This window comes from Flavobacterium sp. KACC 22761 (assembly GCF_034058155.1).
Classification (GTDB): domain Bacteria; phylum Bacteroidota; class Bacteroidia; order Flavobacteriales; family Flavobacteriaceae; genus Flavobacterium.
In genome coordinates, this window is sequence record NZ_CP139148.1 from 1,673,645 (window position 1) to 1,698,145 (window position 24,501).

Here is a 24,501-nt window from a genome sequence, read left to right on the forward strand (position 1 = left end):
ACCATTAAAAACGAATTAAAATGAAATATAAAGTATTTAATTATATAACGGTTTTCTTTTCATTGGCACTTGTAACCACAAGCTGCGTTGATAATGAAGACTTGAACCAAGTGGACCCTAACGTTGAAACTGCAGGTTCATTTTGGAAAACAGATCAAGACGCAATCGAAGGAGTAAATGCCGCTTACGGAAGTTTACTTACAGATGGAACTTATATGAGAAGCACGCCATTGCTTTTAGATTTAAAAGGTGATGATACACGCAGTAATAGCCCTTGGGGAGCGATGTACAATGTAGGCCGTTTCAACTCAAACCCAACAGACCCTGCAATTTACGGTTGGGCTTTTGAAACGTATTATCAAGGAATTTACCGTGCAAATCAAGTTTTGACAAATGTTCCAGAGATACAATTTGAAGATGCGGCGCTTAAAAACAGAATTTTAGGACAGGCTTATTTTTTAAGAGGTTTATATTTTTTCCACGCAGTAAACATGTTTAAAAATGTTCCGTTGCCAACAGAAATCAAACTTTACACGCCACAAAAAACAGAAGCAGAAGGATGGGCTCAAGTTATTGCTGATTTTAAAGCTGCTGCCGAATTATTACCAACATCATATGACGCAATTACAGGAATAGATAAAGGTCAAAAAGGACGTGCTACAAAAGGTGCCGCTCTTGGATATTTAGGAAAAGCATATTTGTTCACTAAAGATTTTGCAAACGCAAAAACAACGTTTAAACAAGTAATTGATTTGGGAGTTTACTCTTTAGTTTCAAACTATCGTGACAACTTTACTACAGCAAATGAAAACAATTCTGAGTCTCTTTTTGAAGTGCAATTCAGTAGAGATGCTGGAGGAGTTGATTTAGGATGGGGCGGTGCGCCAGCTTCAGGTTGGGGGAAAACATCTGCACGTGCAATTACATATGCGCCAAGAGCTTTTGGATGGACAGACGTTCAACCTTCATGGGCATTGTTTAATGAATATCAGCAAGAAAAAACAAAAACAGGAGCTGTTGATCCTCGTTTAGACGCTACTATTTTTTACAACAAACCAGGTGGCATGCAATTATATGGTAAAGATTTTGCTACTTTTTATGCAACGAGTCCAGCCGATTTAAATGATATCTTCTGCAGAAAATATCAAAATTCTGACGGTCAGTTTGCCGATGAATACGATTGGAGATCGGGAATCAACGAGCGTTTGTTAAGATATGCCGATATTCTTTTGATGTATGCAGAATGCTTAAACGAAACAGGAGATACTCCGGGTGCTTACACTTATATTCAAATGGTAAGAAACAGAGTCAATTTGCCTGATTTAGCAACCGCAAAACCAGGATTGACTCAGGCTCAAATGAGAGATCAAATTGGTCACGAAAGATTCTTGGAATTCCCTCTTGAAGGACACCGTTTTGATGATATCCGTCGTTGGGGCTGGCTTCAGGATGCTACAAAATTGGCTTGGTTGAAAACAAGAGATGCAGAATTCAATTCCTATGCGCCAGGAAGAGAATATTTCCCAATTCCACAATTGGAAATGGATAACAATCCGGGAACAAAACAAAATGATAGTTATTAAAAATAGTTTGCAGTTACAGTTTTCACTGAGACCGAGACTGAAAACTGCGACTAAATAATATTTTGAATTAGTTAGAATACCTAATATCATATGGCAGATTTATAAAGTTTGCCATGTGATATTATCTTTAAAAGAGAATGAGATTATAGAGAGATTAAATTATTAACATTTACTAAAATTATTACAAATGAAAACAATTACAAGTTTGGTTTTATTAGCATTATTATTAGGAAGTTGTCAAAATGAAGATACTATAATCCCTTCGAATGATGAGGCATCTGCAGTTGTAGAAACTCAAAATTCTCAGGTAAAAAATTTAACAGCAAAAACAGTTAGCGGAAATGTTCCTTCGCATGACCCTAGCACAATTGTAAAAAGCGGTGTCAATTATTATGTTTTTACAACAGGTGATAACATTCCGATGACATATTCAACAAATTTAACAAGTTGGACTTGGGGAACATCAGTTTTCTCTTCTACACCAAGTTGGATTTCAGGTTACGTACCAGGTTTCGGCAAAAATTTCTGGGCCCCAGATGTAGCATGGTTTAATAATCGATGGAACATGTATTATTCTTGTTCCTCTTTTGGATCAGCGACTTCAGCCATTGGATTGGTAACTACGCCTGCAATTTCTCAAAGCGCAGGAACAACCTGGACAGACAGAGGCGTTGTAGTTTCTTCTTCTTCAGCTTCAGATGTAAATGCAATCGATCCTTCCATTTTAGTTGACGGAAGCAATGTTTATATGGCTTATGGCTCTTGGCATGCCGGAATTGGAGTTGTTCCAATAAACGTTTCAACAGGAAAACCTAGTGCAACAAGAACAATAGTTGCGGGAGGAAACGGCGCATCATGGGAAGCGCCTTGTTTGATCAAAGAAGGAAGTTACTATTATATGTTTGTAAACAGAGGAACTTGCTGTAACGGTGTTAATAGCACTTATTACATTGTAGTTGGACGCTCAACAAATGTATATGGACCTTATTTGGATAAAAACGGAGTAGCTTTAACAAATGGCGGAGGCACAACTGTTTTAGCAACGCAAGGAAATTATATTGGCCCTGGACATTTGTCAAGAATTTCCGGAACCCAAAAAGGATCTGTTCATTATTATGACGGAGCTGACAGCGGAAATCCAAAACTAGAAATTGTATATTTTACATGGTCATCAGGGTGGCCTACACTTTCTTATTAATTTTAATATTTAGAGGAAAGTTTGTAAAAGCTTTCCTCTTTATAAACTTTAAAAAACCATTATGAAAAAAGCACTTTTAATCACCTTTCTTATTACTCTTTGTAATCAGGTTAGTTTTGCCCAAAATCAAACCACAGTTGTTACCATTAAAAATAATGCTGATGCTCCGGTAATCAACAAAAATATTTACGGGCATTTTGCCGAACATTTAGGACGCTGTATTTACGGCGGATTTTTTGTTGGAGACACTTCAAAAATACCAAACACAAATGGAGTAAGAAATGACATTATTACTGCTTTAAAAGAATTAAAAATTCCGAATTTAAGATGGCCTGGTGGCTGTTTTGCTGACACTTACCACTGGAAAGACGGAATTGGACCAAAAGAACAAAGACCAACTATTGTAAACAAATGGTGGGGTGGTGTAACAGAAGACAACAGTTTTGGAACTCATGATTTCCTAAATATGTGTGAACTTCTTGGAGCGGAACCTTACTTATCAGGAAATGTTGGAAGCGGAACCGTGCAGGAATTGGCGGATTGGGTTCAGTACACCAATTTTGGAGGCAAAAGCCCGATGAGCGATTTACGTGTAAAAAATGGAAGAAAAGAACCTTGGAAGGTTAAATTCTGGGGAATTGGAAATGAAGCTTGGGGATGCGGAGGAAATATGACAGCAGAATATTATGCTGGAGAATACCGAAAATTTGCAACATTCATGTCAGATTGGGAAAATACTGGTGGACTAACACGTATTGCATCAGGTTCAAACGGTGATGACTATAACTGGACAGAGGTCTTGATGAAAAACATTCCAACAAATATGTTAGGCGGACTTGGAGTACATCATTATGCTGTAATTGAATGGGCTAAAAAAGGCGATGACAGAGATTTTACTGAAGAAGGTTATTTCAAAACCATGAAATCGGCTTTAAAAATGGAAGAGTTGGTTACAAAGCATTCGGCTATAATGGACAAATACGATCCTCAGAAAAAAGTAGCCATGATGGTTGACGAATGGGGAGGCTGGTACGAAGTGGAGAAAGGAACAAATCCTGGTTTCTTATATCAGCAAAACACAATGCGTGATGCAGTTTTGGCTGGATCAACTTTGAATATTTTCAACAATCACGCTGACAGAGTTAAAATGGCAAACTTAGCACAATGTGTAAATGTTTTGCAGGCTGTAATCTTAACAGATAAAGCAAAAATGATCACAACGCCAACATATCATGTAATGAAAATGTACAGCGTTCATCAAGATGCAAAATTATTACCTGTAAGTTTCAATTCTCCAAACTATACTTTTAACGGAGAAACACTTCCTGCAGTTTCAGCTTCAGCTTCAAAAGACAAAAACGGTGCGGTTCATATTTCTTTGGTAAATGTGGATGCTAAAAACAAAAACAAAATAGAAATTGATGTAAATGAACTAGGTGTTAAAAACTTCACAGGAACAGTTTTAACATCGGCTAAATTACAAGATTACAATTCATTCGATACACCAAACAAAATTGTTCCGGCAGTTTTTAAAGGTTTCGAAAACAAAAAAGGAAAACTTGAAATCACAATTCCTCCTTTCTCAGTTGTGGTGTTAGAAGGAAAATAAAAAAATATAAAGATGAAAAAATCAAATTCCATTCTAAAAACAACACCGTATATCGGATTGTTTTTAGGTGTGTTATTGGTGTTTGGCTGTTCAAGTGACAGTCCTGACACTCCAGTAACTCCAGATCCGCCTGTGGTGGTTGACCCGCCAGTGGTTACGCCGGCTTTTCCCGGACCGACTTATGCAGATAATTATACTTCAATTTCGAGTTGGGGAAGCAGATCGCAATGGAATTTGGCCAATGTGCACGATCCATCGGTAGAAAAATCTGGAGAATATTATTATATGTACCAAACCGATGCTTCTTATGGAAATGCGCACGAAGGCAACGGGCATTTTTTTTACAGAAGATCAAAAGATTTAATCAATTGGGAATTCATGGGATCATCAATGACTCAGGCTCCGGCTTGGGTAAAAGATTCTTTGAACAATAAAAGAGCAAGAATGAATCCAGCTCTTCCTCCAATCACAAATCCGAGTTACGGATATTGGGCACCATGCGTTCGAAAAGTGGGGAATGTTTTCAGAATGTACTACAGCATTGTAGTTACGAATCCAATTACAGGAACAGATACCAATACATCTTGGTCAGAACGTGCTTTTATCGGTTTGGCTGAAACTACAGATTTGGCTTCAAATAATTGGGTTGATAAAGGAATGGTAGTTTGTTCAGAACCTGACGGCGTGAAAAGCTACGTTCGAAATGGAGCAAACGATTGGGATGCCTATTTTAAATTCAATGCGATCGATCCAAGTTTTATTCAGACTCCAGAAGGCGATCAATATTTAATTTACGGTTCATGGCATTCCGGAATTGCCGCTTTGAAATTAGATCCAGCAACAGGAAAACCAGCAAAATTAAAAACAATTGACGATTACGGAGTTCGAATTGCAGGACGTGGAAACGTAAGTACAAATCGTTGGCAAGCGCTCGAAGGGCCGGAAATTATCTACAATCCAGATACGCAATATTATTATTTGTTTTTGGCTTATGATGAATTATCGGTTGCGTATAACACGCGTGTGGCTCGTTCAAAAAACATTTTAGGACCATACTTGACCATCAGCGGAAGCAGTATTACAACTGGTGCTGAATGTTATCCAATGGTTACGCATCCGTACCAATTCAAAAATCATACGGGCTGGGTTGGATTTTCACATTGTGCGGTTTTCCAAAATCCAGATACGAAGCAATGGTATTATGCTTCTCAAGCGCGTTTGCCGGAAGGCGTTCCAGGAATTGCAGTTTCAAATGCTGTAATGATGGGCCATGTTCGCGCCATTCAATGGACAGAAGATGGCTGGCCAGTTGTCGAAGCAGAACGTTACGCAGGTGTTCCAGCAACAACAATTACAGAGGCAAATTTCATTGGAACTTGGGAACAAATTACAATGAACTATCAATACAAAACCATGCAAAAAGCAGGAACAATTTATTTGACTGCCGATAAAAAAGTGAGTGGAGATGCTACAGGAACTTGGTCATACGACAGCTCTAAAAAAGTTTTAACGGTAAATGGAGTAAAATGTAATGTATCTGATGCCTGGGATTGGGAATTGTCAACCAGAAAAGTAACCCTGAGTTATTCTGGATATACCGGCGCAGGATTGCCAGTTTGGGGTAAAAAGATTAATTAGAAAATTAGAAAATTAGAAAATTAGAAAATTAGAAAATTAGAAAATTAGAAAATTACAATTTTTAAAATTCTAAAATAAAAATCTGCTCAATCTGCCATCCCGATAACTATCGGGAGCGTGAGAAAAAATAAGCCACAGATTTAGAAAAAATCATTTTAATCATTTAATCTGTGGCTAAAAAAAAATAAAACGATAATGAAAAACCTATTTACAAGCCTTTCCATTTTGCTTTTATCGATCGCAGGAATTGCACAATCGGTAAAATTCAATAATCCAATTATTAAGGATCAATACACAGGCGATCCTGCAGCATTGGTTTACAAGGATAAAGTGTATTTGTATGCCGGTCATGATGAAGCACCAAACGATTTTAATTTTTATAAGATGAACGAATGGGTTGTGTATTCTTCTTCTGATATGAAAAAATGGGAATCGCATCTGGTGCCATTAAAAGTTACTGATTTTAAATGGGCCAAAAGCGATGCCTGGGCTTCGCAGGTAATTGAAAGAAATGGAAAATTTTATTGGTATGTAACAGTTGAACATGGCACAATTCCTGGAAAATCAATTGGTGTTGCGGTTTCAGATAGTCCAATCGGACCTTTTAAAGATGCTTTAGGGAAAGCTTTAATTACAAATGACATGACCAAATTTACCGATATAAGCTGGGACGACATCGATCCGACGGTTTACATTGATACTGATGGACAAGCTTATTTGTTTTGGGGAAATACAGCCTGTCATTATGCAAAATTAAAAGAGAACATGACCGAAATAGATGGAGAAATTCATCAAATAAAACTTCCAAATTATACTGAAGCACCATGGATTCACAAACATAAAGATTGGTATTATTTGTCGTACGCTTATGAATTCCCAGAGAAAATTGCCTACGCCATGAGCAAATCAATAAATGGTCCTTGGGAATTTAAAGGAATTTTAAATGAATTGGCAGGAAACAGCAATACAAATCATCAGGCGATTATTGATTTTAAAGGGCAATCGTATTTTATTTATCATAACGGAGCGTCAATTCCGCATGGAGGAAGTTTCAGAAGATCGGTTTGTGTAGATAAATTGTATTATAACAAAGACGGAACAATGAAAAGAGTTGTAATGACATCTGAGGGGATTCAATAATTTTCAGTCACAGTCACGGTTTTCAGTTTTTACAGCTTATATGATCTAATAAGTTTACGCTTAACCAAAACTTAAATTGACTTAAATCACTTACATGGTTTAAAAACGAAGTATTTTAACAATTATATTTTAACACATGGTTTTCTCATACATAAAAGAGCGTTTGAAAAAAACAACAACTAAATCATTTTGTTTAGTTGCCGCTCTTTTAATTACTTTCTCTTCAATTGCCCAAATGCAGGAATTTAAATTGCAAGAGATAAAACTAACTAGTGGTCCTTTCAAAAATGCTCAAAATGTTGATCTTAAATATTTATTAGACTTAAATCCAGACCGATTACTAGCACCTTATTTGATAGCTGCCGGCTTACCTACAAAAGCCGATAGATATGGCAACTGGGAGAACATAGGTCTTGATGGACATATAGGAGGTCATTATTTAGCGGGATTATCTATGATGTATGCTTCTACGGGAAATGAAGAAATTAAAAGCCGATTGGATTATATGATTTCTGAATTGGCTCGTTGTCAGGAAAAGGATGGTACGGGTTATGTTGGAGGTATTCCTGAAGGAAAAGTCTTTTGGGATAGAATTCACAAAGGAGATATAGACGGTAGTGGTTTTGGTTTAAATAATACCTGGGTTCCAATCTACAATATTCATAAACTTTTTGCAGGCTTAATTGATGCGTATAATTATACCGGTAATGAAAAGGCAAAAGAAATTGTAATAAAATTAGGCGATTGGTTTATCGAATTGATCCGACCTCTTTCTGATGAGCAAATTCAAAAAATTTTAAAAACAGAACATGGCGGTATAAATGAATCTTTTGCTGATTTATATACCATCACAAAAAACAAAAAATACCTTGAAACGGCTGAAAAACTTTCGCAAAAAGCCATTCTTGATCCATTAATTAAAAAGGAAGACAAACTAACGGGCTTACATGCTAATACGCAAATACCAAAAGTTATTGGTTTTGAGAAAATTGGAAAGCTATCAAATAATGAACAATGGTCTGATGCTGCGCAGTTTTTTTGGAAAAATGTCACCGAAAAAAGAACTGTCGCTTTTGGAGGAAATAGCGTTGCGGAACATTTCAATCCTATAGATGATTTTAGTGGTATGCTAAAATCAAATCAAGGTCCTGAAACTTGTAATTCCTATAATATGGAACGTTTAAGTAAAGCATTGTTTTTAGACAAAAATGATGTGAGTTACCTTGATTTTTATGAGCGTACACTTTACAATCACATTCTTTCCAGCCAAGAGCCTAATAAAGGTGGGTTTGTGTATTTTACTCCAATTCGACCAAATCATTATCGTGTATATTCCCAACCAGAAACCAGCATGTGGTGTTGCGTCGGCACGGGACTTGAAAATCATTCTAAATATGGAGAATTAATTTATAGCCATTCAGAGCATGATATTTTTGTAAATCTTTTTATTCCATCCACTTTAAATTGGAAGGAAAAAGGAATAGAATTAGAGCAAACCACAAAATTTCCTTATGAAAACAATACTGAGATTGTTCTAAAACTTAAAAATTCTAAATCTTTTGTTTTGAATATTCGTTATCCAAAATGGGCAACGAATTTCGAAATTTTAGTCAACGGAAAATTGCAAAAAACAGATACCAAACCAGCTAACTATGTAAGTCTGGCAAGAAAATGGAAATCAGGAGATAAAATAACTATTGCATTCCAGACTTCAACTCATTTGGAAAAGTTGCCTGATGGCTCTAATTGGGCCGCATTTGTAACTGGTCCTATTGTATTAGCTGCTAAAACCTCTACTGATAATTTAGATGGTTTGTTTGCCGATGATAGTCGAATGGGACATGTTGCTCAAGGAAAATATGTTTCGTTAGACAAAGCCTATGCACTAGTAGGAGAAGAGGGAAGTTTTGTTTCAAAACTTAAAGATTTAGGCAATATGCGCTTTAAGTTAGATTCATTAGAATTACAACCTTTTTTTGAAATACACGATGCCCGTTATCAGATGTATTTTCAAACCTATAAACCAGAAGAGTACAAAGAAAAACAAGCATTGTTAAAACAACAAGAAATCGAAGCTATGGCTATTGAAGCTAATACGGTCGATAAAATAAATTGTGGAGAACAACAGCCCGAAGTAGATCACCATTATAAAGGAGAAAAAAGTGAATCGGGCTATGAGGAAGATGGTTTTTGGAGAAATACCAGCTCTTATATTTCCTATCAAATGATAAATAAAAATCTAGAGGGAAAATATATTGAAATTAGTTTTTTAGGAGATTTTAAAACGGATAACCTTGATGTTTTTATTAATGAAAAACCTGCTGCAATTGTGGCAAAAAAAGACAAGATAATTCAATTCAAATTAGACAATACTCAAATTATTAATTTAAGTATTAAGTCTAAAGATGGCAAAAAAACGTCTAAAATTTCTCAAATAAGAATTGTTAAATAAAAAATAATCATGCAATTGTATACCAAAATAAAATCAGTATTCTCGATCCTATTTATTTTAACGGGATCTGCAGTAATAGCACAAGATATTGTTGTTCACGATCCGGTTGTGATCAAACAAAAAGACACTTATTATTTATATTGTACCGGAAATGGAATCAGCGTTTTTAGTTCAAAAGATTTAAAAAAATGGGACAAACAGCCACAGGTTTTCAAAGACAAACCCGTTTGGGCTGATGGTGTTGCAGCCGATTTCAAGAATCATATTTGGGCACCCGATATTTCATTCCATAATAATATCTATTATCTCTATTATTCGGTTTCGGCTTTCGCCAAAAATACTTCGGCGATTGGCGTTGCGACTAATACAACATTAGATCCATCTGATAAAAATTACAAATGGGTCGATCAAGGAATTGTCATTCAATCACAGCCTAATCGTGACATGTGGAATGCCATTGATCCGAATTTGGTTTTTGATGAAAACAATATACCTTGGCTTTCATTTGGCTCTTTTTGGGAAGGATTGAAAATGGTAAAATTAAATCCCGACCTAAAATCCATTGCCCAGCCTCAAGAATGGCATACGATCTCAAAACGAAAAAGAACTTTTGAACTAGCCGATTCAGATCCTGGCGATGGCGCACTTGAAGCTCCATTTATCTTTAAGAAAAACGGTTATTACTATCAATTTCTTTCTTGGGATTTGTGTTGCCGTGGCGAAAAAAGTACTTATAAAGTTGTGGTTGGAAGATCAAAAAATGCAACCGGACCTTATATCGATAAAGACGGAAAACCATTAAACGAAGGTGGAGGAAGTATTGTAGTTCAAGGTGACGAAAATTATTTTGGTGTTGGACACAACAGCGCTTATACATTTGATGGTAAAGATTACATTTTTTATCACGCTTATGAAAAGAAAACGAACGGAACACCAAGATTAGTAGTAAAAGAAATGAAATGGGATACTGATTTATGGCCTGTCTTAAAATAGAATATAGATTATAGAAAATAGAACAAAGAAGCAAGATTTTAGACTATTTAGATAAAAGATCAAAATAGATCTGCCTAATCTGCGAGAGAAAATTTAAACACAGAGCTATGTTAATTTTAAATAAATGAAAATGCCTTTTTTAAACAAAGCAAACTATGATTCTATGTGTTTAAATTAAAGCCACACTAAAAAAAAAATAAAATTAAAAACCCGTTTTATCCGCGTCATCCGCGTGCCATAGAACACATTAATTATAAAAAAATGAAGTCCAATTTAATTACAAAAATTACCCTTTGTGGTTTATTGCTGAACGGCATTTATGCATCGGCACAAAAAAATAATCTTCAGGTTGATGTTGCAAAAACAGTAACCAAAATCGAACCAACAATGTACGGTGTGTTTTTTGAAGACATCAATTTTGCTGCAGATGGCGGATTGTATGCCGAGATGATCAAAAACAGATCATTCGAATTTCAGTTTCCAATGATGGGATGGAATGAGCCAAACAGTGACCGTCATAAATTAAATACACAATCAGGAATTGCAAATGTGATTCAGTATTCTCAAAAAGGGACAAATCATAATTATTGCCGAGTAACAATTAACGATGCAAACGGTTATGAGTTGATTAATGAAGGCTTTAGAGGAATGGGGCTTAAAAAAGATTTGAAATACAATTTGTCTTTGAAAGCAGCAAAAATTTCTGGAAATATTTCAAAAATCAAATTTCAGTTTATTGACAAAAACAACAAAGTTTTGGGTGAAACTTCAATCGTTCCAAATTCTAAAGATTGGTCAAATTATACGGCTCAATTGACATCTTCTGCAACTGAAGCAAAAGGAAAATTGAAAATTACTTTTGAAGGAAATGGAGTTATCGATTTAGATAATATTTCGCTTTTCCCTGAAGATACCTGGAAAGGAAGAAAAAACGGAATGCGTGCTGATTTAGTACAATTATTATACGATTTAAAACCAGGATTTTTACGTTTCCCTGGCGGATGTATTGTTGAAGGAAGAACTTTGGCAGAACGCTACCAATGGAAAAAATCGGTTGGAAATGTTGAAGACAGAGAAACGGCGGTTAACCGTTGGAATATGGAATTCAAACACAGACCAGCACCAGATTATTTCCAAAGCTTTGGTTTAGGATTTTTTGAATATTTCCAGCTTGCGGAAGATATTGGAGCATCTCCGCTTCCAATTTTGAGCTGTGGAATGGCGTGCCAATTTAATACAGGAGAATTAGTTCCGATGGACCAAATCGATCCTTATGTGCAGGATGCTTTGGACTTGATCGAATTTGCAAATGGCGATGTTGCCACAGCTTGGGGTAAATTAAGATCAGATATGGGACACCCAAAACCATTCAATTTAAAACTTATTGGAGTTGGAAATGAGCAATGGGGACCAGATTATATTGAGCGTTTCAAAGTATTCCAAAAAGCAATAAAAGCAAAATATCCAAATATCACGATTGTGTCTGGAACAGGGCCTTTCCCTGATGGAGATTATTTTGATTATGGTATGAAAGAACTTAAAAGCTTGAATGCTGAAATTGTTGACGAACATTATTACAAAGATCCAGCTTGGTTCCGTAAAAATGTAACGCGTTATGATAATTACGACCGTAAAGGACCAAAAATCTTCGCAGGAGAATATGCAGCGCAAAGTGTGGCAATCGCAAGTCCGGAGAATAAAAACAACTGGGAATGTGCTTTTTCTGAAGCCGCTTTCATGACAGGAATGGAGCGAAATGCTGAAGTGGTTCATTTAACATCTTACGCGCCGTTATTGGCACATGTTGAGGGTTGGCAATGGACTCCAGATATGATTTGGTTCAACAATTTACAGTCGTATGGAACACCAAATTATTATGTACAAAAACTGTTTTCTAATAATAAAGGAACTGATTTAATCACTATTACAAAAGACGGAAAAGCAGTAATTGGACAAAATGATTTGTTTGCATCGGCGGTAAAAGATGTGAATACGAAAGAAGTAATCTTGAAAATTGTTAATGCTTCAAGTTCGGCTCAAAATGTTTCAATTGATTTAAAAGGAGCAAGATTAGACTCAAAAGGAACGGCAGTTACTTTGAAAGGCGATGGCATAAATGATGAAAATTCGTTTGAAGCTCCAACTAAAATTAGTCCAAAAGAAAGCGAATTTAAAGTGAGCGGAAGCAAAGTTCAGTATGATTTTGCACCATACTCAGTTACAGTTTTGAAAATTAAGATGAAATAATCGCAACATAATAAATGTAAATCATACGTTTATTGGTTTTTTAGATTCAAAATACTTGATTTTGATGCATTATTTGTAAAAATTAAGGAGCCTGTTTTTATTAAGTGTTTTTTATACACTTATAAATGAATTATATTTATATTTGTGAACAATAAAACAAATTTAGAATGAAAAATTACGTAATAGGATTGGACTACGGAACAGATTCTGTTCGAGCGGTGCTAATAGACACTGAAAATGGGCAAGAGCTGGCATCGAACGTTTCTCATTATAAAAGATGGAAAAACAAGCAATATTGTGACGCCTCTATAAATCAATTTCGCCAACATCCTTTGGATCATATCGAAGGATTAGAAATCACGATTCAAAATGTTGTAAAAGAAAGCAAAGTGGATCCATCATTGGTTCGCGGAATTTGTATTGATACAACGGGATCTTCTCCGGTTCCAGTTACAAAAGACGGAACGCCATTAGCATTGACAAAAGGTTTTGAAGAAAACCCAAATGCGATGATGGTTTTGTGGAAAGATCACACTTCTATAAACGAAGCCAATGAAATCAACGAACTTGCAGTTAGCTGGGGTGGAGAAGACGTTACAAAATACGTAGGAGGAATTTACTCTTCTGAATGGTTTTGGGCAAAAATTCTTCACATTGCAAGACAAGACGAAGCGGTTCGAAATGCTGCATATACTTGGATGGAGCACTGCGATTTAATGACGTATTTATTAATCGAAGATAAAGATCTAAAAACATTCAAAAGAAGCCGTTGCGCTGCAGGTCACAAAGCCATGTGGCACACAGACTGGAACGGATTGCCGCCAGTTGAATTCTTAGAAAAATTACATCCATATTTAGCGCAACTTCGAGGAAACTTATACGATGAAACTTATACATCCGATTTAGTTGCTGGAAAATTAAGCCAAGAATGGGCAGATCGCTTAGGACTTTCAACAGAAACAGTAATTGCTGTTGGAACTTTCGATGCGCATTCTGGAGCAGTTGGAGCTAAAATTGAAGAAAATACTTTGGTTCGTGTTATGGGAACTTCAACTTGTGATATTCTGGTTGGTTCTTATGATGAGGTTGGAACAAAAACCGTTCGCGGCATCTGCGGACAAGTTGATGGTTCTGTTATTCCAGGATTTATTGGTTTGGAAGCAGGACAATCTGCTTTTGGAGATTTATTGGCTTGGTACAAGGAATTATTGATGTGGCCAACAGAACATTTATTAGGTGCTTCATCTCTTTTAAATGATGCTCAAAAAGAACAACTAAGAGAAGAATTCAGCGATAAATTAATTGTAGAATTGACTAAAGAAGCAGAGAAAATTCCGGTTTCAGAAAGTCTTCCAATTGCATTAGATTGGATTAACGGGCGACGAACTCCAGATGCAAACCAAGAAGTAAAAAGCGCGATTTCAAATCTTTCATTAGGAACAAAGGCGCCACATATTTTTAAAGCTTTAGTAAACGCAATTTGCTTTGGAGCGAAGAAAATTGTAGATCGTTTTGAAGAAGAAGGTGTAAAAATCGACAGCGTTATCGGAATTGGTGGTGTTGCTCGTAAATCTCCTTTCATCATGCAGACTTTGGCGAATGTTTTAAACAAGCCCATTAAAATAGCAGCTTCAGACCAAACTCCGGCTTTAGGAGCAGCAATTTATGCAGCCGTTGCGGCCGGAATTTATCCAAATGTAATCGAAGCAAGCCAGAAAATCGGAAGTGATTTTGACGGAGAATTTTTCCCTCAATTAGATAAAGTAGTTGCTTATAATAAGTTGCTGATTGCTTACGAACAATTAAGTGCTTTTGCAGATCCAACAATTAAAATTTCTCAAAATGAGTTCTCAGTATAAAGATTTAAAACAAGAATGTTACGAAGCTAATATGCAGCTAAATGCATTGAATTTGGTGGTTTATACATTCGGAAATGTAAGCGCTGTTGACAGAAAAAATGGTGTTTTTGCCATTAAGCCAAGCGGTGTTCCTTATGAAGATTTAAAACCTGAAGATATTGTAATTGTCGATTTTGATAATAATGTTATTGAAGGAACGATGCGTCCGTCGTCAGACACCAAAACGCATGCTTATTTATATAAAAACTGGCCAAATATTGGAGGTGTTGCGCATACACACGCAACGTATTCGGTTGCTTGGGCACAGGCACAGCAGGATATTCCAATTTTCGGAACAACACATGCCGATCATTTAACAGCTGATATTCCGTGTGCGCCCCCGATGGCAGATCATTTAATTGAAGGAAACTACGAACACAATACCGGAATTCAGATTTTGGATTGTTTCAAAGAAAAAAATCTTTCGTACGAAGAAGTAGAAATGATTTTGATAGGAAATCACGGCCCATTCGCTTGGGGAAAAAATGCTGCAAAAGCGGTTTACAATAGCAAAGTTCTGGAAGTTGTAGCAGAAATGGCCTACCTGACTTTGCAAATAAATCCAAACGCACCAAGATTAAAAGATTCATTAATTAAGAAACATTACAACCGTAAACACGGAAAAGATTCGTATTACGGACAGTAATGATTTTAGATTTTAGAGTGCAGATTTTAGATTATCTGCAAAACGATTAAACAATTCAACAAATAAACGATTAAACAAAATGATAGATATATCTCAAAAAGAAGTATGGTTTGTAGTAGGAAGCCAAGAATTATACGGTGAAGAAACACTAAGAAAAGTAGCAGAACATTCGCAGATTATTGCAAAAGGATTAGACGCTTCATCTTCAATTCCGGTAAAAGTGGTTTATAAAGATGTGGTAAAATCGCCTTCACAGATTTTAGATGTTTGTTTGGCAGCAAACTCTGAGAAAAACTGTATCGGAATTATTGCTTGGATGCACACTTTTTCACCAGCAAAAATGTGGATTGGAGGTTTGAGTATTTTGAAAAAGCCATTATGCCACTTGCATACACAATACAATGCTGAAATTCCATGGGGAAGCATCGACATGGATTTCATGAACTTAAATCAATCGGCTCACGGAGATCGTGAATTCGGTTTCATTATGTCTCGATTACGCAAAAAACGTAAAGTAGTTGTAGGCCACTGGGAAGATCAGAGAGTTCAAAAACAATTAGGAATCTGGTCAAGAGTCGTTTTAGGTTGGGATGAACTTCAAAACTTAAAAGTAGCTCGTATTGGAGACAATATGCGTGAAGTTGCCGTTACAGAAGGCGATAAAGTGGAGGCTCAAATTCGTTTTGGAATGTCGGTAAACGGATACGATTCTTCAGACGTTACAAAACATATTGAGAAAGTAACAGATAAACAATTGGCTGATTTATTAGCTGTTTATGAGTCTTCTTATAACTTAACAGATTCTTTAAAAGAAGGTGGCGCACAAAGAAGTTCTTTGGTTGAAGCTGCAAAAATCGAATTAGGTTTAAGAGCTTTCCTTGAAGAAGGAGGTTTCGGAGCTTTTACAGATACTTTCGAAAACCTTGGTGTTTGGAAACAATTACCAGGAATCGCAACACAAAGATTAATGGCTGATGGTTATGGTTTTGGTGGAGAAGGAGACTGGAAAACAGCTGCAATGGTTAGAGCTTTAAAAGTAATGTGTGTTGGTTTAGAAGGAGGAACTTCTTTCATGGAAGATTATACGTACCATTTTACACCACAAAAATCATACGTTTTAGGTTCTCACATGTTGGAAATCTGTCCATCTATTGCTGATGGAAAACCTTCTTGCGAAGTGCATCCATTAGGAATCGGAGGAAAAGAAGATCCAGCTCGTTTGGTATTCAATTCGCCTGCAGGTGATGCAATTAATGTTTCATTGGTTGATATGGGAACTCGTTTCCGTTTGATCGTGAACGAAGTGGAAGCCGTTAAACCAATGGCAGAATTGCCGAAACTTCCAGTTGCTCGCGTTCTTTGGGATTGTAAACCAAATTTAGAAGTGGCAGCAACAGCTTGGATTTTGGCAGGTGGAGCGCATCACACGGTTTACAGCCAATCAATTACAACAGAATATATGGAAGATTTTGCAGACATTGCCGGAATCGAATTGTTGGTAATTGACGAGAAAACTACTGTAAGAGAGTTTAAAGATAAAATCAACGCAAACGAAGCGTATTATCATTTGTTTCAACACGGACTATAAATTAGTCATAAAGTCAAAAGTCGAAAGTCTAAAGTGAAAAAGATTTAGTTACTTTGAGGAAAAGACTTTATGACTTTCGACTTTTGACTTTATGACTTTTAACTAACTAAAAAATAAACCATTTATGAATGCATTAAAACGTTGTGTTTTCGGATTGAGCCTTTTGAGTTTGGCTGCAGTTTCTGTTCAATGTAAAGGCGATAAAAAAGCTGACACAGAAAAAGTTGCAACTGATGAAAAAGCATTAGTTACAATCGACAAATCAGAATATGGAACTACTGCCAAAGGCGAAAAAGTAGAAAGCTATAAACTGAAAAACCAAAATGGGATGGAAGTTGATATCATCACTTTTGGTGGAAGAATTACAGATTTGAAAGTGCCAAATAAAGCGGGTGTTTCAGAAAATGTAGTAATCGGATTCAGTTCTTTGGCTCAATATGAAAAAGAGAATCCTTTCTTTGGAGCTTTAATCGGAAGATACGGAAACCGAATTGCAAAAGGTAAATTTTCTTTAGACGGAAAAGACTATCAATTAGCAATCAACAATGCACCAAATGCTTTGCATGGAGGTCCGCAAGGATTTTTTAATGTGGTTTGGAAAGCAGAAGAGGTTAAATCTGGCGAAACTGCTTCTTTAAAATTATCTTATGTAAGTAAAGATATGGAAGAAGGATATCCGGGAACTTTGAAAGTTTTTGTGACTTATACATTGACAAATGATAATCAGTTCGAAGTTTTATACGAAGCAACAACAGACAAGAAAACGGTTGTAAACTTGACACAACATTCTTATTTCAACTTATCTGGAGATTTTACAAAAACAATCTTAGATCACGAATTGACTTTAAATGCAGATAAATTAGTTCCGGTAGATGCGACTTTAATTCCGACAGGAAAATTAGACGATGTTGCAGGAACTCCTTTTGATTTCAGAACGCCAAAATTAATTGGAAAAGACATCAATGCTAAAAATGAGCAGTTAGAAAGAGGAAAAGGCTATGATCACTGTTGGGTATTGAACAATCCTGAAAAAGGAAAAACAATTATTGCAAAAGTATACCACGCAACAAGCGGAAGAGTTATGGAAATGACAACAGACGAACCTGGAATTCAGTTTTACTCAGGAAATTTCCTTGACGGAACGTTGCCAATGCCAAACGGTGGAACTTTTGCACACAGAACAGGATTATGTCTAGAAACAGAACATTATCCAGATTCTCCAAACCAGAAAAATTTCCCAACAACGGTTTTAAACCCGGGAGAAAATTATAAAACTAAAACTACTTTTAAGTTTTCTGTTCAAAAATAATCTTTAGAATTTGTTTAGTTAGTTCTAATTCTCTGAAAAACCTCGAAAGTTAATTGGCTTTCGAGGTTTTTTTATTTGTAGTCTGCAGTTTAATAAAGTAAGTTTTTTTAAATCTCGCAAAGTCGCGAAGGCGCAAAGTTTTTATTTTCTTTGCGACTCTGCGACTTTGCGTGATTAATTGATTCGCAGTTTATAAAATCTTAACTTAGCGTCAGTAAAAACAAGCAAAATGAAACATCTATTCAAAGCAGAGTTAAATTGGAATTCAAAAAAAGAAGAAAATCCATCTTCAAAAATTTCCAGCAAAACCCATCAAGTAAAAATTGAAGGAAAACCAACTTTAGACGTTTCGGCAGCAAAAGCTTTCAAAGGCGATCCGTCATTATATAATCCCGAAGATTTATTGTTAAGCAGTTTGATTTCCTGCCACATGATGTCCTACTTGTATGTCTGCTCTCAAAACGGAATAGAAGTTCTTGAATATTCAGATAATGCCGAAGCAACATTAGAAGTTTCTTCCGACGGAAGCGGACGTTTTGTTGAAGTAAAATTATTTCCGAAAGTAAAAATTTCAAATCCAGATAAAATTGAATTGGCTTTAGAACTGCATCAGAAAGCAAATCAATTGTGTTTTATTGCTAATTCGTGCAATTTTCCTGTTTTGCATGAGGCGAGTTGTGAAATATGACTAGTCCTAAATAATCGATACAGATTATTAGACAAATATATTTAATTAAACACCTGTAAGAACTTTTTTTGCAGGTGTTTTTGTTTTATAAGTTCTCATTTCTACTATGTTTTGTTTGTGCATTTGATTGGGTGTTAGCATATAATTAGAATAATGGGGTCTTTCATTATTATAAACCTCAATTGCATCTTTTATTAAAATCTTCATCACAGCAAGTTGCTGATTAAATTTATCAATATTAAATTCTTGTTTTAAAATTCCATTTATTCTCTCCGCCACTGCATTTTCATAAGGATCAGAGTTTTGTGTCATACTGCATCTTATATTGTTTTTATATAATAGTTTTTGATATTGATCAGAACAATACTGAAGTCCTCTATCTGAATGGTGGATTAATGTTTTTCCTTTGTCTCGGCGCTGTTTTATTGCATTTTTTAAAGCTGTTAAACTGCTTTTAGTATTCATATTATCTGCCACATAAAAACCCATTATTTTTTTAGAGTAAGCATCTGTTATAAGACTTAAATAACATGGATTCTCTCTTTTTCCGACATAAGTTATGTCTGATACCCAGACTTGTTCTGGTCTGCAGATTTTTAAATCCAATATTAGATTCTCATGCTTTCTAAATCTATGATGAGAGTTTGTTGTTATATGATAAGAACGCCTAGGTGTTATTAATAAATGATTAGCTCTAAGTATATCTATAAATTTATCCCTGCCGATTTTGAGTTGATTCAATTGGATTTTTAAAAGATAATACAGTTTTTTTGCCCCTATTCGGGGCATTGTATTTCTAATTTTCAAAACCAGACTAATAACTTCTGAGGCAATAAGCTTTCTGGAACTGGTTCTTTTTATTCTTCGATAATAAACCTGTCTGTCTATCCCGAACAAAGTACAGGCAAACATTATTGTTTGTTGATGTTCTTCTTTAAAATGTTCGATTGTTCGGGTGGTGAGTTTTTTCGAATGTCAATTTGATATTCTTTTTCTGCTATATCAATCATCATATCGAAAATAATAGCTTTTTTATCGGCAACGTAAGCCTGCTGTTCTAAAAATGATTTTTGTTTTTCTAATAATTTCACTTTGGCTTCAAGTTCCATTATTTTTTGTTCAGGAGATTTTGGCATAGCAGAAGGTGTTTGATTGTCCCAATCAAAGTTACCAAATTTTCGAAGCCATTGAACGATTGTAGAACGGGACTGAATGGCATAATCTTTTTTAACCTGGGAAATTGAAATTCTTCCTTGTTCTATTTCCTGAACAATTTGAAGCTTAAAAGACATGCTGTAATCTTTTTGGGTGCGCTTTACATAGCGTAATTCTTGATCTTTTTCCATAATGATACTTTTTGTGTATCGCTATTTCAGGACAAGACAATAGTATAAATGAAAAACCTCTTCCTTAATAAGAAGAGGTTTTTTTATGCCGTAATTAAGTTAAATTTTCTTCAACAAAACTTTTGCAATATTCTTTTATCAGCTGTCTTACATTTCTAAATTGCTCCATTATTTCTAAATCTGTTCCAGATGCTTTTGCAGGATCAGGAAAATTATAGTGAAATTTAAGTGCCATAGTTGGAAAAAACGGACATCGTTCTTTAGCATTATCGCACACCGTTATTACATAATCAAAGTCAATATTGGTGTATTCGTCAATATGGTTAGAGGTATGATTTGAAATGTCTATGCCATCTTCTTGCATTATTGAAATGGCTTTCGGATTAACTCCATGAATTTCTACTCCAGCACTGTAAACTACCGCTTTGTTGCCTGCAAAATATCTCATATAGCCTTCTGCAATTTGGCTTCTGCAGCTATTTCCCGTACAAAGTATTAATATTTTCTTTTCCATAATTTTAAACAAACAGCCAAATGATGTTTATGATGCAGAATTTTGGGTCAAAGCCAAAAATGAGTTGCAACACAACAACAGCTGTGGTGATAATAATTGGTTTTTTGTATTTAATAAGTTTTCCTTTCATGTTAGCAACATCCAGAATTCGGAGTACAGCATGAAGAATCATTATTTAATTCGACTAATTTGATTTTTTGTTTTTCAGCTGGAATTCCGCAAGCGTCTTGTGCTAGACAAGCAGTTTTTTTATTTTGAAGAATAAAAGTTTTTCCGTTAAAAGCAAGATCGTATTTTCCAATCGTGTCGCTTTGGTATTCTACTTCGATTTCAAGATCTTCAATATTTAGCTTGTCTTCTGAAAGCTCAATGATGTGCAATAATTTAGCAGGTTTTAAGCGATGTTCAAAATCGTTTGCATTCCAAAGCTGAAAATTGACAACTTTTTCATTTCTGATAACACCACCACAATCTATGAAATGTTTTGTGATGCTTCCAACTTCAGTTACATGAAAATGTTCAGGTACAAAAGTTCCGTTTTCTAATTGAAATTCAACATTGTCTAATGTTGGTAAAATCTTTTTTATTTCTGATAATTTCATTTTTTATAGTTTATTGTTTTAATGCAATATTGCGATAATAAATGGTAAAAAAATGCCTAACAGCATTTTGATTTCGAAATAGTGGCTGAGATATTTAAAATATAAGCACTCAAAATATCAATTGTTTTTTCGTCAAGACAATAACAAATTGCATTTCCTGAAATGTTTCCTTTGATAATACCAGCATTTTTTAATTCTTTCAAATGTTGAGAAACTGTCGGCTGAGCAAGTGGGAGTTCATTAACAATATCGCCACAAATACATTCGTTGACTTTAAGCAAATATTCTATTATTGCAATTCTTGCAGGATGTCCTAATGCTTTTGCGATCGTTGCGATTTGATTTTGTGCCTCTGTAAAATGTTCTGTTTTTGTGGCTCCCATTTTGTTTAATTTAATATTGCAATATTACGATTAAAATATTAACAGACAAAAATTATTTGTAAAAATAAGATAAACAGTGAATTGTATTGTATGTGGTTTGCTAAAGAAAAGTAGTAAAATGAAAAAACCTCTTCGGTTAAGAAGAGGTTTTTCGTACCCGGAGCCGGAGTCGAACCGGCACGGTTTCCCACAGGTGTTTGAGACCAGCGCGTCTACCAATTCCGCCATCCGGGCTTAGCAGACGAAAAAATAATCAAAAGCGATTATTTTAACGCAATAGAACGAAGTCATAAATGATGTCGTTCCTTTAACACGGTGCAAATGTAAAAAATAAAATTAAACATTCTAATAAAAATACTTAAATTTTTTACTTTCAGTGTCAATAAATTTTATAAATTTGCAGCTCGTTAAAACGACGCACACACAACTAACTACAACCGAGGCAAATACATCTAAAAGGCGAAAACAAAAAAAGTTTAGCTTATTTGATGGAAAGTTTCGGAATAAAACAACAAATTATAATGTCGCACCTAGAACCAGAAGCTAAAATTTTTGCTTGTTCACAAAGTGTTTATCTTGCAGAAAAAATTGCAGAGCAGTACGGAATTCCGTTAGGAAAAGTAACGATGTCAACGTATAGTGATGGAGAATTTCAGCCATCTTACGAAGAATCAATTAGAGGTTTACGAGTATTCATCGTATGTTCAACTTTCCCATCGGCAGATAATTTGATGGAATTGTTATTAATGATTGATGCTGCAAAACGCGCATCAGCAAGACATATTACAGCTGTTATGCCTTATTTTGGTTGGGCAAGACAGGATAGAAAAGACAAACCAAGAGTTCCAATTGGAGCTAAGTTAGTAGCAAACCTATTAACAGCTGCAGGAGCAACAAGAATCATGACAATGGATCTGCATGCAGACCAAATTCAAGGATTCTTTGAAAAACCAGTAGATCATTTATTTGCATCTACAATCTTTTTGCCTTACGTGCAAAGTTTGAATTTAGAAAATTTGACCATTGCATCTCCAGACATGGGAGGATCAAAAAGAGCTTATGCTTATTCTAAGTTTTTAGAATCAGATGTTGTAATCTGTTACAAACAAAGAAAAGCAGCCAACGTTATCGACACTATGGAATTGATTGGTGAAGTAAAAGGTCGTAACGTAATCTTAGTAGACGACATGATCGATACAGGAGGAACTTTGGCGAAAGCAGCCGACCTTATGATCGAAAAAGGAGCGCTGAGTGTAAGAGCAATTTGTACACACGCTATTTTATCAGGCGGAGCGTATGAAAAAATTGAAAATTCAAAATTAACAGAATTGATCGTAACCGATTCAATCCCGTTAAAGAAACATTCAGACAAGATTAGAGTAGTGAGTTGTGCACCTCTTTTCGCAGAAGTTATGCACATGGTGCACCACAACAATTCAATTAGCGGAAAATTCATTATGTAATTTTCGCTAAGACAAATAAGAATATTTATTTAATAACTATATTTTTTTACAATGAAATCGATTACAATTAAAGGATCAGAAAGAGAAAGCGTGGGCAAAGTGTCAACTAAAGCCTTACGTAATGCTGGAGCGGTTCCTTGCGTGTTATACGGAGGAAATCAAGCAGTACACTTCTCAGCAGACGCTGCAGCGTTCAAAAACTTGGTTTACACTCCAAACGCACACACAGTTGTGATTGAGCTTGGAAAAGGAAAATCATTCAATGCAATTTTGCAAGATATCCAAGTTCACCCAGTTACTGACAAAATTTTACACATCGACTTCTTCCAATTGTTTGATGACAAAGAAATCACAATGGAAGTTCCTGTGAAAATCGTTGGTACATCTAAAGGTGTTCTTGCGGGAGGTGTTTTACGTTTGAACCAACGTAAATTAAAAGTGAAAGCTTTACCAGCAAATCTTCCTGATTTCGTTGAAGCTGACATCACTCCACTTGAAATGGGTAACAAATTATACGTTACTAAAGTTGGAAAACCAGAGTACAAAATTATGCACCCAGACAACACTGTTGTTTGTCAAGTGAGAATCTCTCGTGCTGCTATGAAAGCTGCTCAAGAGGCTGCAAAAGCTGCAAAAGCTCCTGCAAAAGGAAAGAAAAAATAATTTTTTTCAAACTATACAAAAAGCCTCAATCTTTCGATTGGGGCTTTTTTTTGGAAGATTCTAAGATGCTAAGGTTCTGAGAAGCTAAGTTTTTTTCATTGCTGTCAGGCTGAGCGAAGTCGAAGCCATTTTAAAATTATCTAATTATCATATTCTCTAATTGTCGCATTAATAATTTTTTGAAGCAGAAAATCTCCGTTTTCAAAAGAAGTAACGTTCCTGCCATCTGCTATATCTTTTCCCTGCTAAAGGAGCAGGAAAAAGGATGCCGCTTCTGTCAGGGCTAACTAGAAAATATCTTTTTCATAAGATTTGAAAGAAACATTAGATATGTCAGGCTGAGCGAAGTCGAAGCCCGCAAAAAGTATGGAATTTAGATTGTCGATCTTCTTTGTGGTCCTTCGACTTCGCTCAGGATGACATAAAAACGGCATAAAATCAGTGCAAAACAGTTTAAATCTGCTTAATCCGTGCGCCATTTCTAGCGTTCTTAGCATGTACCGATAGCTATCGGGATTGCGACCTTTGCAGTTAAATCACG

General features: G+C 35.5%; 20 protein-coding genes and 1 tRNA gene. 15 read left to right on the forward strand and 6 right to left on the reverse strand.

Annotated elements, in window-relative coordinates; translation table 11 throughout:
• Positions 1–20 precede the first annotated feature (20 nt).
• From SCB73_RS07340 to SCB73_RS07400, 13 genes are all read left to right on the forward strand, one after another.
• Positions 21–1,583, forward strand: coding sequence for a RagB/SusD family nutrient uptake outer membrane protein (locus SCB73_RS07340; RefSeq protein ID WP_320569420.1), 1,563 nt, complete (start codon positions 21–23; stop codon positions 1,581–1,583).
• Between the two features lie 187 nt (positions 1,584–1,770).
• Entirely contained in the window at positions 1,771–2,781 is a 1,011-nt protein-coding gene (locus SCB73_RS07345) for an arabinan endo-1,5-alpha-L-arabinosidase (RefSeq protein WP_320569421.1), read from the forward strand.
• A 61-nt stretch (positions 2,782–2,842) separates the two neighbouring features.
• A complete protein-coding gene (locus tag SCB73_RS07350; protein ID WP_320569422.1) occupies positions 2,843–4,390 on the forward strand; it encodes an alpha-N-arabinofuranosidase in 1,548 nt (515 codons plus the stop codon).
• A 12-nt stretch (positions 4,391–4,402) separates the two neighbouring features.
• A complete protein-coding gene (locus SCB73_RS07355) occupies positions 4,403–6,028 on the forward strand; it encodes an arabinan endo-1,5-alpha-L-arabinosidase (RefSeq protein WP_320569423.1) in 1,626 nt (541 codons plus the stop codon).
• Positions 6,029–6,223: 195 nt separating this feature from the next.
• Entirely contained in the window at positions 6,224–7,168 is a 945-nt protein-coding gene (locus tag SCB73_RS07360) for a glycoside hydrolase family 43 protein (RefSeq protein ID WP_320569424.1), read from the forward strand.
• A gap of 163 nt (positions 7,169–7,331) precedes the next feature.
• Positions 7,332–9,620, forward strand: coding sequence for a glycoside hydrolase family 127 protein (locus SCB73_RS07365; protein WP_320569425.1), 2,289 nt, complete (start codon positions 7,332–7,334; stop codon positions 9,618–9,620).
• Between the two features lie 9 nt (positions 9,621–9,629).
• Positions 9,630–10,613: an arabinan endo-1,5-alpha-L-arabinosidase gene (locus SCB73_RS07370; protein ID WP_320569426.1), complete on the forward strand. Its 984-nt coding sequence runs from the start codon at positions 9,630–9,632 to the stop codon at positions 10,611–10,613.
• 261 nt (positions 10,614–10,874) lie between these two features.
• A complete protein-coding gene (locus SCB73_RS07375; RefSeq protein ID WP_320569427.1) occupies positions 10,875–12,860 on the forward strand; it encodes an alpha-L-arabinofuranosidase C-terminal domain-containing protein in 1,986 nt (661 codons plus the stop codon).
• A gap of 167 nt (positions 12,861–13,027) precedes the next feature.
• Entirely contained in the window at positions 13,028–14,719 is a 1,692-nt protein-coding gene (locus SCB73_RS07380; RefSeq protein ID WP_320569428.1) for a ribulokinase, read from the forward strand.
• Positions 14,703–15,404 (forward strand): L-ribulose-5-phosphate 4-epimerase, encoded by a 702-nt coding sequence (locus SCB73_RS07385; protein WP_132988145.1) that lies wholly within the window; start codon positions 14,703–14,705, stop codon positions 15,402–15,404. Before SCB73_RS07380 ends, SCB73_RS07385 begins: the two co-directional genes overlap by 17 nt.
• A 79-nt stretch (positions 15,405–15,483) precedes the next feature.
• Positions 15,484–16,992: an L-arabinose isomerase gene (araA, locus tag SCB73_RS07390; RefSeq protein WP_320569429.1), complete on the forward strand. Its 1,509-nt coding sequence runs from the start codon at positions 15,484–15,486 to the stop codon at positions 16,990–16,992.
• Between the two features lie 124 nt (positions 16,993–17,116).
• Entirely contained in the window at positions 17,117–18,301 is a 1,185-nt protein-coding gene (locus SCB73_RS07395; protein ID WP_320569430.1) for an aldose epimerase family protein, read from the forward strand.
• A 229-nt stretch (positions 18,302–18,530) separates the two neighbouring features.
• Complete coding sequence (locus SCB73_RS07400; protein WP_320569431.1) at positions 18,531–18,989, forward strand: OsmC family protein; 459 nt, start codon at positions 18,531–18,533, stop codon at positions 18,987–18,989.
• Positions 18,990–19,034: 45 nt separating this feature from the next.
• On the opposite strand, the gene SCB73_RS07405 is transcribed toward SCB73_RS07400, so the two are convergent.
• The 6 genes from SCB73_RS07405 to SCB73_RS07430 form a co-directional block, all read right to left on the reverse strand.
• Positions 19,035–19,901, reverse strand: a complete 867-nt coding sequence (locus SCB73_RS07405; RefSeq protein ID WP_204251648.1) for an IS3 family transposase — start codon at positions 19,899–19,901, stop codon at positions 19,035–19,037.
• Positions 19,901–20,335, reverse strand: coding sequence for a hypothetical protein (locus tag SCB73_RS07410; RefSeq protein ID WP_204251647.1), 435 nt, complete (start codon positions 20,333–20,335; stop codon positions 19,901–19,903). The genes SCB73_RS07405 and SCB73_RS07410 overlap by 1 nt, the downstream gene beginning before the upstream one ends.
• Positions 20,336–20,429: 94 nt before the next feature.
• The gene (locus SCB73_RS07415; protein WP_320569432.1) at positions 20,430–20,849 is read right to left on the reverse strand and encodes an arsenate reductase ArsC; all 420 of its coding nucleotides are present in this window, start codon (positions 20,847–20,849) and stop codon (positions 20,430–20,432) included.
• A 131-nt stretch (positions 20,850–20,980) separates the two neighbouring features.
• Complete coding sequence (locus SCB73_RS07420) at positions 20,981–21,451, reverse strand: DUF6428 family protein (protein ID WP_320569433.1); 471 nt, start codon at positions 21,449–21,451, stop codon at positions 20,981–20,983.
• Positions 21,452–21,507: 56 nt separating this feature from the next.
• Positions 21,508–21,834 carry an ArsR/SmtB family transcription factor gene (locus SCB73_RS07425; RefSeq protein WP_320569434.1) on the reverse strand — a complete coding sequence of 109 codons (327 nt, stop codon included), beginning with the start codon at positions 21,832–21,834 and terminating at the stop codon, positions 21,508–21,510.
• A gap of 154 nt (positions 21,835–21,988) precedes the next feature.
• A tRNA-Leu gene (locus tag SCB73_RS07430) sits at positions 21,989–22,068 on the reverse strand.
• Positions 22,069–22,355: 287 nt separating this feature from the next.
• Between SCB73_RS07430 and SCB73_RS07435 the strand changes: the two genes are divergently transcribed.
• Positions 22,356–23,297, forward strand: a complete 942-nt coding sequence (locus SCB73_RS07435) for a ribose-phosphate pyrophosphokinase (protein WP_012023211.1) — start codon at positions 22,356–22,358, stop codon at positions 23,295–23,297.
• 51 nt (positions 23,298–23,348) lie between these two features.
• The gene (locus SCB73_RS07440; protein WP_026727205.1) at positions 23,349–23,960 is read left to right on the forward strand and encodes a 50S ribosomal protein L25/general stress protein Ctc; all 612 of its coding nucleotides are present in this window, start codon (positions 23,349–23,351) and stop codon (positions 23,958–23,960) included.
• Positions 23,961–24,501 lie beyond the last annotated feature (541 nt).

Excerpts from the sequence above, each read along its gene's own strand:
- SCB73_RS07340 (WP_320569420.1), top strand. The coding sequence starts at position 21 with ATGAAATATAAAGTATTTAATTATATAACGGTTTTCTTTTCATTGGCA.
- SCB73_RS07345 (WP_320569421.1), top strand. The coding sequence starts at position 1,771 with ATGAAAACAATTACAAGTTTGGTTTTATTAGCATTATTATTAGGAAGT.
- SCB73_RS07350 (WP_320569422.1), top strand. The coding sequence starts at position 2,843 with ATGAAAAAAGCACTTTTAATCACCTTTCTTATTACTCTTTGTAATCAG.
- SCB73_RS07355 (WP_320569423.1), top strand. The coding sequence starts at position 4,403 with ATGAAAAAATCAAATTCCATTCTAAAAACAACACCGTATATCGGATTG.
- SCB73_RS07360 (WP_320569424.1), top strand. The coding sequence starts at position 6,224 with ATGAAAAACCTATTTACAAGCCTTTCCATTTTGCTTTTATCGATCGCA.
- SCB73_RS07370 (WP_320569426.1), top strand. The coding sequence starts at position 9,630 with ATGCAATTGTATACCAAAATAAAATCAGTATTCTCGATCCTATTTATT.
- SCB73_RS07375 (WP_320569427.1), top strand. The coding sequence starts at position 10,875 with ATGAAGTCCAATTTAATTACAAAAATTACCCTTTGTGGTTTATTGCTG.
- SCB73_RS07380 (WP_320569428.1), top strand. The coding sequence starts at position 13,028 with ATGAAAAATTACGTAATAGGATTGGACTACGGAACAGATTCTGTTCGA.
- SCB73_RS07385 (WP_132988145.1), top strand. The coding sequence starts at position 14,703 with ATGAGTTCTCAGTATAAAGATTTAAAACAAGAATGTTACGAAGCTAAT.
- araA (WP_320569429.1), top strand. The coding sequence starts at position 15,484 with ATGATAGATATATCTCAAAAAGAAGTATGGTTTGTAGTAGGAAGCCAA.
- SCB73_RS07395 (WP_320569430.1), top strand. The coding sequence starts at position 17,117 with ATGAATGCATTAAAACGTTGTGTTTTCGGATTGAGCCTTTTGAGTTTG.
- SCB73_RS07400 (WP_320569431.1), top strand. The coding sequence starts at position 18,531 with ATGAAACATCTATTCAAAGCAGAGTTAAATTGGAATTCAAAAAAAGAA.
- SCB73_RS07405 (WP_204251648.1), bottom strand. The coding sequence starts at position 19,901 with ATGTTTGCCTGTACTTTGTTCGGGATAGACAGACAGGTTTATTATCGA.
- SCB73_RS07410 (WP_204251647.1), bottom strand. The coding sequence starts at position 20,335 with ATGGAAAAAGATCAAGAATTACGCTATGTAAAGCGCACCCAAAAAGAT.
- SCB73_RS07415 (WP_320569432.1), bottom strand. The coding sequence starts at position 20,849 with ATGGAAAAGAAAATATTAATACTTTGTACGGGAAATAGCTGCAGAAGC.
- SCB73_RS07420 (WP_320569433.1), bottom strand. The coding sequence starts at position 21,451 with ATGAAATTATCAGAAATAAAAAAGATTTTACCAACATTAGACAATGTT.
- SCB73_RS07425 (WP_320569434.1), bottom strand. The coding sequence starts at position 21,834 with ATGGGAGCCACAAAAACAGAACATTTTACAGAGGCACAAAATCAAATC.
- SCB73_RS07435 (WP_012023211.1), top strand. The coding sequence starts at position 22,356 with ATGTCGCACCTAGAACCAGAAGCTAAAATTTTTGCTTGTTCACAAAGT.
- SCB73_RS07440 (WP_026727205.1), top strand. The coding sequence starts at position 23,349 with ATGAAATCGATTACAATTAAAGGATCAGAAAGAGAAAGCGTGGGCAAA.